The sequence below is a fragment of the Pontibacter beigongshangensis genome, assembly GCF_014332515.1.
GTDB lineage: Bacteria > Bacteroidota > Bacteroidia > Cytophagales > Hymenobacteraceae > Pontibacter > Pontibacter beigongshangensis.
This window is the reverse complement of record NZ_VFSD01000008.1, coordinates 122,184-132,926: the sequence shown is the minus strand read 5'-3', so window position 1 is coordinate 132,926 and position 10,743 is coordinate 122,184. Positions and strand designations below refer to the sequence as shown.

Genomic DNA, 10,743 nt, shown 5'->3' with positions numbered 1-10,743 from the left:
AAAGAGAATGATAAAGATAATAAGACAAATACTGGCCTTTTGTGGCGTGCTGCTGGCTCCGGTGCTATATGCCCAGCAGGCGCCCCAGTATACCCAGTATATATTTAACGAAATGGTCATTAACCCAGCCTATACTGGTAGTAAGGAGTTGCTGAATATTAATGCAACTCATCGTAGCCAGTGGTCAGGGTTGGAGGGCTCGCCTACATCGCAGGTGCTTAGTGTAGACGGGCTGACCCGAAACGGGCGGTTGGGCCTCGGCTTCAGCGCCCTGAACGATGAGATCGGGGTGCAGACGCAGCTGAATGCCTACGGTAACGCATCGGTGCGACTTAACCTGAGCGAGACCTCCAGGATTGCCGTAGGTTTTGCCGGTGGTTTTGCCCAGTATACCCTCGATGGCACCAAGCTGCGCCCTGGTAGCACTATTATCCCTGATGTGGCGGTCCCGACCGGGCGCGAGTCGGAGATCCTGCCTGATATAAGAGGCGGTGTGTTCTTTAACACCGAACGCTTCTATGCCGGGTTCTCAGCTGCTAACCTGGTGCCTTTTAAAGGAAGCAACCCACTTATTGGCACACCGGTCCGGCAGTATTTTCTTTCGTCAGGCTATGTGTTCGACCTGAGTTCTGCGCTGCGCTTCAAGCCTAGCTTCCTGCTGCAGGATGATTTTAAAGGCCCATCTAAAATGGACCTGAATGCTTTTCTGATGGTGTATGACAGGTTCTGGTTCGGAGGTTCCTACAGAACGGCTGTGCCGCTGTTCAGCAAATTGCCCTCAGACTATAACCTGCAGAAAAGAAACGCCTTTGCCGTAATAGCGCAGCTGTTTCTGACGCCCAGTCTTAGGCTCGGCTACTCTTATGATATCACCCTGAATGACCTGCGGGAATATCCTAGCCACGAGGTATCTGTAGGGTATACTTTCTTTAAAAAGCAGGATACGCGTACGCTTTCGCCACGCTTCTTCTAGATCATATTTGCCGTAAAAAATGAAGATCACACTATTCCTGAAACTATTGCTGCCAGCTCTTATCATAGCCGTTATACAACCTGTAGCGGCTCAGAATGCGCTAAAGCAGGCCAACAGGCATTTCGATAAATATGAGTTTAGCGCAGCGGTAACAGCTTATAAGAACGTGCTGAGTGCCGGGGAGCCAAGCCTGCCGGTGGTGCAGCGCATCGCAGACAGCTACCGGCTGATGAACAATAACCGGGAGGCCGAGTTCTGGTATGCCCAGGTAGTTAACTTCCCGGATGCAGACCCCGTTAATTTGCTGCATTATGCCCATGCAGCCAAGTACAATGGCAACTTCGACAAAGCAAAAGAGCTATACCAGAACTACGGCAGCAGGGCCGCTGGCAAAAAAGAACTGGCCGCCAAACTCGTTGCCTCCTGCGACTCCGCCATCGCCTGGCAGCAAAATGCAAGGCCCTATACCATCAAAAAAGCAGCAGGCATTAACGCCGGCAGTTCCGACTTCAGTCCCATAAAGTTTAAAGACGGAATTATCTTCGCATCAGACCGCCTGAGCGGCGATACCACCTCGACCAGACAAAGCTCCTCTACGCGTTCTGGCTGGACCGGAAACGGGTACATTCAACTTTACTTCGCACCTGCCACCTCCGACTCCACCTGGGGAACGCCAGTAGCCTTGCCGGCACCGGTCAACACGGGTTTCCATAACGGGCCGGCTACTTTTCTGGAGCGGGAGAATCTGCTTTTCTTTACAAGGGTAGCCGCCAGAAAACGGGTAAGGCGCAAGGGTAACGCTGACCCTACCAGCTGGTTTACCAGCAACGCCAACCTGGAAACAAACCGGTTGGAGATTTATACGGCGGAACTGAAGAAGGGAAACTGGGAGAACGTGAAGCCTTTCCGGTACAACCGACCGGATGCTTATTCGGTAGGGCATCCGGCTGTGACACCAGATGGCAGGATACTTTATTTTGTGTCGGATATGCCTGGTGGTGCTGGCGCTACAGACATTTACTATTGCGAACGGCAGGAAAACGGGAGCTGGGGGAAACCTGTAAATGCAGGCGAGGGCATTAACACCCCGGGCCGCGAAAGCTTCCCGACTGTCGGAGCAGACGGTGTGCTCTATTTCTCTTCAGATGGTCATTTGGGCATGGGTGGCCTGGATATATTTAAAGCAGACGGGGTGCACACCAGGTGGCACAGCGCCGAGAACTTGCAATACCCGATCAATTCCTCCACTGACGATTTCGGAATGCTGCTGGACAGCACCGGGAAAGCCGGCCTAATTACATCAGATCGCCTGCAGGCCAACACCACCGACAACCTCTTCGCATTCGACTATATTTCTATTCCGTGCAAGGTACAGGGGGTGGTGGCCGAAACCGTGAGAGACCCGAGAACCCGGCAAACCACACAGGTGCCGGTAGAGAATGCCCTGGTGCAGTTGCTGAATGAGGAGACCGGTACCTTTGAGCAGGTGGCTACCGATGCCAAAGGCCATTTTTACTTCAACGTGAACGGTGGCGTGCAGTATACCATACGCGGAAGCAAAGGGGGCTACCTGACGCATGCCGTTACCATGATGATGGAATGCAACGCACCAACTGACACCCTTAACCTGGAAGTCGACTTTAACAGGGATACACCCGAGCAACCGATCTTGCTTAAGAATATCTATTACGACCTAAATAAGTCCGAAATCAGGCCGGATGCTGCCCGTGAGCTCGACAAGTTGGTGCGAACACTGGAGGAAAACCCAAGCATCAGGATAGAGCTTAGCTCCCACACCGACAGCCGCGAAAGTGCACGCTATAACCAGATCCTGTCCGATGCCAGAGCCAGGGCCGCCGTGAATTACATTGTATCGAGGGGGATACCAAGCAGCAGGATTGTGGCGAAAGGGTACGGCGAAACCATGATCCTGAACCGATGTGTGGATGGGGTGAAATGTTCTGAGGAAGAGCATCAGGAAAACCGCCGCACAGAGTTCAAGATACTCGCGCCGCATATCAGGTTCTGACACCATCCTTTATCGATAGAGAATGCCCTCACGAATACTGGGGGCATTTTCTGTTTGTAAAGGAATTTTAAGACAGAAATTTTAATCTGGAGCAGCAGCGTCAGCAGGTGTAACATATTGCGGATAGGGCATTTTCATTAGAATAATTTAGAAAAAATCTGCTCGCTCCTTATTCGCTGATGTTAAACAGCAGAGCTTACTTCTCAACAAAATACAGCTAGGAATCAGGAATAAATTATTCTAATGAAAATGCCCCTCCGGAGGCACTGCTCCTCCTGGTGCTGCTGCTAACATGGCTAACAACTTCCAAAGCACAGAGCTACCCCAGTTCAGTTACTACTGCTCCCATAACTCGCAGTAAGCATAACTTCTGCCACATTCTGCTAATCCTGATAAAATAAGAGACAGAAAGAAAAAACACGCTGGATGCACCAGAAAATGAACGATAGCATAATTACCTTTGCCTCATATTAAGCCCCAGTTATCCTTAAATGAAACACCGCTTACCTAACGGCGCAGAGCTCCATTACGAACGGCACGGCAACCCGCAAGCCCCTCAAACCCTGATTTTCCTGAATGGCTTTTCGCAGACCACAGCAGCCTGGGCGGGGCTGGTGTTTAGCCTGGGCAAAACGCACCAACTGCTGCTGGTGGACCTGCTGAACCAGGGCAAATCAGATACAACACAAAACCTGCATACTATACCTATGCATGCTGCTGATGTTGCCGATCTGCTCCAAACCCTGGAGTTGCCGCAGCCCATTATTATCGGGATATCTATGGGAGGTGCCGTGGCGCAGCGTTTGCTGGTAAACCATCCGGAGCTGGCACAGGCGGGGGTGCTCATTTCTTCCTTCGCGCAAAAGGATGCCTATTTTGATGCTGTACTACAAAGCTGGGAAGTAGCTTTGCTGGCAGGTGGCCCCCCTCTTTTGCTGGAGGTGATGCTGCCGCTGGTGCTGGGGCGCGGGTATTTCACAAAACCTTATGTGGTGAGCCTGGAGCATCTGAAGAGCAGCAAAGCTTCCCGAAGTCTTACTTCCGAGAGCTTGTTGCAGCAAATCGCTACCATCAGCGAAAGCAATGATTATCTGCAGGAGCTGAAAAGCATAAAGGTGCCGGTGCTGCTGGTGCATGGCGCTGAAGATCCTTTGTGCCCGGTAAAGGCCGGAGAGGCTATGTGTGAGGCAATACCTGTGGCCAGGCTGGAGGTGTTGCCGCAAGCCGGGCACACGCTCAACCTGGAGTGCATTCCGGACCTGGTCAGGCTGGTAGGTGCTTTTGCCAGGCAGGTACGGGAGCAGGAGACTGGCGAATCCTGATAAGGCGGCAACCTAGCTGCGCCTGCTTTTTATTCCTGCAGATACTGTTCAGTCTGTGGGCCGTAAGGGGCAGCATCAGACAATAGTCGTCCTTAACTTCAGGTTGCGGGTGAGCGCCTCAATATAAGGCTCATCCAGAACCACATCTACGCCGCCTATTACCTCGGGGCGGGCACGCACCAGAATCTTTCGGGAATGTGAGTAAAATACCAGCGCACAGTCGTGCATCACCACCTTTTCGCTGCCCTCATTAAAATCCTGGTAGACCTCTATCATCAGAATGGGGTCGGAGAAGATGCGCAGGCTGGAGAGCTTGCCAAACTGCAGAGACCCCTCCTGCCAGAGCGGCGCATTGCTTACGTTGATGTCAAACTCGTAGTAAGTGGCAGCCTCCTTGTTAGAGAGTCTGTAGTCGGCACTGATATTCACGTAGGTCCTGAAATTATCGAGGCCGTTGTTGGTAGTAGACAGTGCAATGGCAAAGCCATTGGCCCAGAACAGGAAATGGCCATTCTCGCCTTCCACCTGGAGCTTGTCTGAGTAAAAGAAATAAATCCTCTCCCCCAGTATATGCCTCAGAATTTTAGCCTGGTTTTCTGATATCTTAACTATTTCTAACTGTTGCACCTTAGAAGTTCTTTAGATCATTTGCATTTCTACACAAGCGCTGCCGTCTGTAGCTGAATGCCTGTGGCAGCAGGCCTCTCTACATGTATACGGCCAGATACGCTTCAGCTTGCACAGCAAAGTTTATTAATACGCGATGTGGTCGTTCAGGGTGCGGTATTTTGGCAATAAGTTTGGCTTAAACAGAAAAAAAACGTTAGCACCCCCTTCTGCCATGGTACCAGTGTAATGCATCGCTAGGCTAATTGCAGCTTCTGCTGTTTTGAGGAAGCTGCCGCCGCCTGTACCATTCATGCGCTGAAAAGTGCCAGTGCCGCGATTATGGTGCCCACATGTGGTAAAGTTTTTTTCGTAGGCAAAGCTTCCTTGATTTGTTGTTACAACACGAACCTTGCCAGAAGTATAATCTCGGCAGTATCAGGCGAAGCAAAATAGAGGAGGGCTGCGCCAGCTGCTGTCATAGGGCTGCTGTGCCAGGCGGAGGAGGTGGTGGTGCCTGAAAAGGCTTGCGATCAAGAATAGAGGAAGAGCAACCGCAGAAACTGCCGGAGGAGCAGAATAGGGGTTTTTATTGAAATAATTTCTCCATCAGGTACTTCTGTTCCAAAAAGCAGAAAGTAAGAAGAAGCCGGCTGTATTGCGACTATAGTGCTGCTGCTACAGGTGTAATACATCTGGCAGCAAATTAGCCAGATAAGCGCATTTTATATAGCCGGGTCAGTCCAGGAAGAGAAAGAAGTCTGTCTTTCGGAATTATTCTAATCAAAATGGCCCTTCGGAGCTCATCTTGTAAGTAAGGGAAAGCCTGTCGCTGGTGCGCGCTTGCCGCTCGTACCAACTGTTCCTTACGGCTACAGCTTAATAGAATTGATCTATTAACAAGCTGCTTTGGCCCCTTTTGGAAAGGCTTGATAGGAAAGTATGAGCGGCAAGCTCGCACCAGCACAAAATTCAGGAAACAGAAGACTTGTTTTTCTCTACAAGAGGAGCTCCGGAGGTTCTGCTGCTGCTGACCCTGCCCGCGTACGACAGACATGATCTGCATGCGGGCGCGCTGGCTTTGTAAGGTTACGTCGCTGTTAAGTTGCTGCCACCACTCCATGGAGGCCTTCTTCGGCAAGCAGCTCGTTAAAAGCCTCGGCCTGTTGCCTGTTCTCGAAGCGCCCTGCACTGATGCGGTGTACGCTGGTGCCATTTACATGCTCCTGAGTTAGCTCAATTGGCAGGTGCTTGTCGAAGGCTTTGAGCTTTTCAGAAAAAGCCTTTGCAAACTTAGGCTGCAAAAAAGCGCCGGCCTGAATGGTGTATACTTCGTCGTCGGCTGCTTCGGCGGTATCTTCAAGGCTGGCAAGCTCTTTACCTGGCTGCCCCAGTATCTCTACTTTTACCTCGCCTAAACCGGCGCTCCTGATCTCCAGTATCCTGGCGGCTGCTTCCGACACATCGATTATCCGGTTTCCTACAAAAGGGCCCCGGTCGTTTATCCGAACGATCACCGATTTGTTGTTGTCCAGGTTTGTCACTTTTACCTTAGTGCCGAAAGGAAGTTTCTTATGAGCGGCTGTCAATTCGTTTTTGTTGAAGCGCTCGCCGCTGCTGGTCTTTTTACCGTGGTATTTGCTGCCGTACCAGGAGGCAGTTCCCGTTTGGGTTTTGGTTACTTTCTGTGAAAAAGAGGGGCTGCTAAAGCCTATAAAAAGTAGCGTAATAAAGAATAAAAAAGAGTTCGTTCTATTAAAAATCATCTCATTTAATAGTTGGTGAAGCCACAAAGATAAATAAAAATTGTTTAAAGCAACTCCCTACAGCCCTGCTGCCCCCTTAGGCGTAGGGGGATACACGCTTAAGAACAAAATTGCTATAAGTCAAAATTTGCTGTCAGGGCTATTTAGAGCGCGATTCGGCGATATTGTTGTTAAAATATATATTAGAAAGTTTATAAAAAATAATTTTCAAATTTGTTAGTTTAATTTATGGATTTTTCTTTTTTATAGGGTAAGCGATATGGTTTCCCGGGTATAGGTCACGAGCAGATGGTGCCATAAACCGACCTCTTTACGTATAGATTTTTAAAATAAGACGCTATGGACTTTGGAAAATTACCTGACATCAGCAAGGTTGATTTTGCCTTACCACCGGACCACCCGGATACGCTTGCCACCCTGCAGCAGCATGCCGCTGGCAGCACTGGTGCACCAGCCATTTACATAGGGCTGCCGGTGTGGGTAAACAAGGCTTGGGCTGGTTCTATTTACCCGGCCGGCATGCGCGAAAAAGAGTCGCTGCACTGGTACGGCAAGCAGTTCAACACCATAGAACTCAACAGCACCCACTACCATATTCCCGGCCCCGACACTATAGACCGTTGGCGCCATGCCGTGCCGCAGGGGTTCAGGTTTTGTCCTAAGTTTCCGCAGCTCATCAGCCACGAGGCGCAGCTGCGCAGCACGCAGGACCTGACGGCCACTTTCTGTGAGGCCATTGCCGGCCTGGAAGAAAAGCTGGGCGTGTCGTTTCTGCAGCTGCCACCCTCATTCGGCCCACGGCAGCTCCCCGAACTGGAGGCTTTTGTTCAGTTTGTGCCGGAATCCGTGCCCATGGCAGTAGAGTTGCGCCACCCTGATTGGTTTAAAGACCGTGCGGCCTCTCAGGAGCTGTACGAGGTGCTGGAGAAGTACCATGCAGGAACAGTGCTGACCGATGTGGCGGGCCGCCGCGATGTGCTGCACATGCGCCTGACTACTCCCACCGCCACCATCCGGTTTGTAGGCAACGGCCTGCACCCCACCGACTACAGCCGCATAGATGCCTGGGTGGAGCGGCTGCAGCAATGGCTGGAGGCGGGGCTGCAGCAGCTCTATTTTTTTGTGCACGAGCCGGATAATACAGCCGCCCCGGACCTGGCCATGTACCTGATCGAAAGGCTGAATACGGTCTGCGGGCTGCACATAAAACCGCCTAAAAAGTTTGTGCAGGCAGTGCAGGGGGAACTGTTTTAGCGAGGGGGGAATTATTCTAATAATTTTGCCCCTCCGGAGCTTCTGCTGCTCCTGGTGCTGCTCTTTCAGTTTGTAGATACTAGATTTTAGATGTTAGAATTCTTGTCTGAATCCTGATTCACAGGATTTAAGGATGGAGAGGATTCTCTGGAATTTAAAATCCTACTGCCACGAGGTTAGGCTGCGACATGTTTACTCCTGTGAAGAAGCAATTATTCTAATCAAAATGCCCCTCCAAGGCGATTCCCCGCTTCTGATGCACCTGCTGCCCCTGCTGTTTGGAGTCTTCCGCAGGGCGACTCCAAACTTTCAATGAAAATTGGAAGTCTCTGACTTCCTGCTGGCGATTGGCTGTAACGCTAGCTATAAATGTACGAGCGCATGCGTTTTTTGGCCTTTCGAAATGTTCTGGCAACTTTTCCGGAACAAAGTTCCTGCTAATTCATTGTCAGTTTAGAGTCGCCCTGCGAAAGACTCCAAACAGCGGGGAGAATTCATTTTAACAATTTAGCCATTTAACAATCAGCAACTAAATTATTTGAATGGAAATGGCCCTTTGGAGGGCTCTGCTGCTCCTGGTGCAGTTTCTGCTCCTCATCCAAAACAAAAGAAGGGCACCAGCCGCTGCGACTGGTGCCCTTCTTGAATCGTAGTTTAAATAGCTAAAGTCTACTATCTAGCATCTAAAATCTAGTATCTAAACTACAGCTTAAACACATCATCCGAAATTCCCTTGTTTACCTCCACCGACTGCACCTCTGTTTTGATTGTCTGAGGTCCGAAGCTGGTCTCGACTATGTGCGGGAACTTAATGCCGTTTACTTCTTTGTAGTTTTTGTAGTTCCTGGTTTGCGTAATAACGCCTTGCGGCGACTGCATACTATTGATTGTTTTTACTAACAAGCCAGTTTCCTTGTCGAAATAGTTGGTGGTGCGCTGGCCGTTGGGCTGCTGCGCCTCCACGGCATAAGCTTCTTTGCCATCAATGTTCTCGATTCCCTTCAGCTCTGTTTTTATGCCAAGCTTATCGTATAGCAACACGCCGAAGATAGCGGCTTCCAGAAGCTGCGTGTTTAGCTGGTCGGCTGGTATCTCCTGTTTTACGCCCTGCGCAGGGGCCTCCACTTTGCCTTTGCTGCCGCTGATGGTCACCTTCTGCATCGGGTTGTTGCCCATCAGGATGGCTACATAATATTTATCCGGCGACTTTTGCTGCTGCACAAACTCGAGTTGCGTTCCCTGCATGGTGGCGCTGCTTTTAATCGTGACATCCTTCAACTTGTCGAGGTTTGCCTTGCCGCCCAGGGCTTTCTCGTAGTTTGCCAGCACAGTTTGGGCGGTGAGGCCAGCAGGCAACGCAGCTGCTGAGGTACGCTCCACTTTGTCGCCGGAGGCGTTGTAGTAAGCAATACCTTCGTTCTTATCAAACTTTTCAAGTTTCCCGGCAATGTCGCTGGCGTTGCCAACAGCAATAATGTAGAGCTGGTCCGGCGTGATGTGCTTTTGCGCCATGCGTTGCACATCGTCTGCCGTTACAGCCTCCACCATTTTCAGGTAGTTGGCATAATAGTCTTTGGGCAGATTATAGCGGGCCGTATTGATGGCGTAGAAGGCAACGGTAGATGGATTTTCGAGGCCGCGGGCGAAGCTGCCGGTCATGTAGGCCTTGGCATCTTTCAGCTCCTGCTCTGTTACCGGCTCAGAACGGATGCGGCTGAGTTCGTTTCTGAATTCCACTACTGCACTATCGGTTACGGCGTTGCGCACGTTGCCGGAGGCAGCAAAGTAGCCCAGCAGCCTGTCGGACGACACCGTGGAGTAGGCGCCATAAGTGTAACCGTGTTTTTCGCGCAGGTTCATAAACAGCCTGGCAGTGCTCGCCCCTCCCAGTATGTTGTTCATGAGTTGGGTTGGAATAGATTCCGGGCTGCCAGGCTTCAACTCAGCCGCATTTGCCAGCGCCAGGGAGGTCTGCACAGCACTCGGGCGGTCTACAATCACCACTTCGGTCTGGGCCGGTTTCTGAGGCAGCTTGTACGTCAGCTGCTGCACCTCGCCTTTTTTCCAGTTCTTGAGGGCAGATTTTTTGAGCAGCTTTTTGACCTCCTTCGCCTTTACATCGCCAACCACAGCCAGGTAACCGATGTTTGGTTTAAAGTAGCTGTTGTAGTAGTGCTGCACATCGGCCAGGGTAATGCTCTCTACCGTCTGCTCCGTCATCTGCTCGCCGTAGGGGTGATCTTTGCCAAATAGCAGCACCTGCCGCACTTTGCGGGCAATGGCATCGGGGTTTTCTTTTTCCTGCGCCAGGCTTGCCAGCAGCTGCTTTTTCACCTTGTCCAGCTCCTCCTGCTTAAACTCTGGGTTCAGGAGCGCATCGGCCGTGAGGTCGAGCAAAGTAGGCAGGTGTTTTGTGAGGGAGGAGGCGCTGAAGCCGGTGGAGGAAAACGAAAGGTCGGCCCCGATAAAGTCTACGGCCTCATCGAACTGGTCTTTGCTGCGGCTTTTGGTGCCAGTACGCATCATCTGGCCGGCCGCCGAGATGTAGCCGGCTTTGTCGCCCTCCAGTATCGGGTCACGGTCCAGCACCAGCGACATCGAGACAACCGGCACTTTATGGTTCTCCACCACGTACACCTTCAGCCCATTTTTCAGGGTAAATGATTCGTATTTGCCAAGCTCAATTTTGGGAGCTGGGCCGGGTTCAGGGGGTGTTTGTCTGGTTTGTGCTTTGGCTGTGCCTACAAAAACCAGCAGTAGCAAAAGGAAGCTATATGTTTTTCTCATGATCTG

At 51.1% G+C, this 10,743-nt stretch carries 7 protein-coding genes; 4 read left to right on the top strand and 3 right to left on the bottom strand.

Features of this window, described 5'->3' with window-relative positions; all coding sequences use genetic code 11:
- Positions 1-7 precede the first annotated feature (7 nt).
- The 3 genes from FJM74_RS08765 to FJM74_RS08755 all read left to right on the top strand — a co-directional run bounded on the left by FJM74_RS08765 (position 8) and on the right by FJM74_RS08755 (position 4,324).
- Positions 8-973 carry a PorP/SprF family type IX secretion system membrane protein gene (locus FJM74_RS08765; RefSeq protein ID WP_187262222.1) on the top strand — a complete coding sequence of 322 codons (966 nt, stop codon included), beginning with the start codon at positions 8-10 and terminating at the stop codon, positions 971-973.
- Positions 974-992: 19 nt separating this feature from the next.
- Positions 993-3,002 carry an OmpA family protein gene (locus FJM74_RS08760; RefSeq protein ID WP_187262221.1) on the top strand — a complete coding sequence of 670 codons (2,010 nt, stop codon included), beginning with the start codon at positions 993-995 and terminating at the stop codon, positions 3,000-3,002.
- A 491-nt stretch (positions 3,003-3,493) separates the two neighbouring features.
- Positions 3,494-4,324 carry an alpha/beta fold hydrolase gene (locus FJM74_RS08755; RefSeq protein WP_187262220.1) on the top strand — a complete coding sequence of 277 codons (831 nt, stop codon included), beginning with the start codon at positions 3,494-3,496 and terminating at the stop codon, positions 4,322-4,324.
- 75 nt (positions 4,325-4,399) lie between these two features.
- Here FJM74_RS08755 and FJM74_RS08750 read toward each other — a convergent pair whose 3' ends face one another.
- Together FJM74_RS08750 and FJM74_RS08745 are read right to left on the bottom strand one after the other, a co-directional pair.
- Positions 4,400-4,951: a hypothetical protein gene (locus tag FJM74_RS08750; protein ID WP_187262219.1), complete on the bottom strand. Its 552-nt coding sequence runs from the start codon at positions 4,949-4,951 to the stop codon at positions 4,400-4,402.
- A 1,079-nt stretch (positions 4,952-6,030) separates the two neighbouring features.
- Positions 6,031-6,696 carry a septal ring lytic transglycosylase RlpA family protein gene (locus tag FJM74_RS08745; RefSeq protein WP_187262218.1) on the bottom strand — a complete coding sequence of 222 codons (666 nt, stop codon included), beginning with the start codon at positions 6,694-6,696 and terminating at the stop codon, positions 6,031-6,033.
- A gap of 339 nt (positions 6,697-7,035) precedes the next feature.
- On the opposite strand from FJM74_RS08745, the gene FJM74_RS08740 reads away from it, so the two are divergent.
- Positions 7,036-7,950, top strand: coding sequence for a DUF72 domain-containing protein (locus FJM74_RS08740; protein ID WP_187262217.1), 915 nt, complete (start codon positions 7,036-7,038; stop codon positions 7,948-7,950).
- A gap of 702 nt (positions 7,951-8,652) precedes the next feature.
- Here the strand turns inward: FJM74_RS08740 and FJM74_RS08735 are convergent.
- Entirely contained in the window at positions 8,653-10,737 is a 2,085-nt protein-coding gene (locus FJM74_RS08735) for an insulinase family protein (protein WP_187262216.1), read from the bottom strand.
- Positions 10,738-10,743 lie beyond the last annotated feature (6 nt).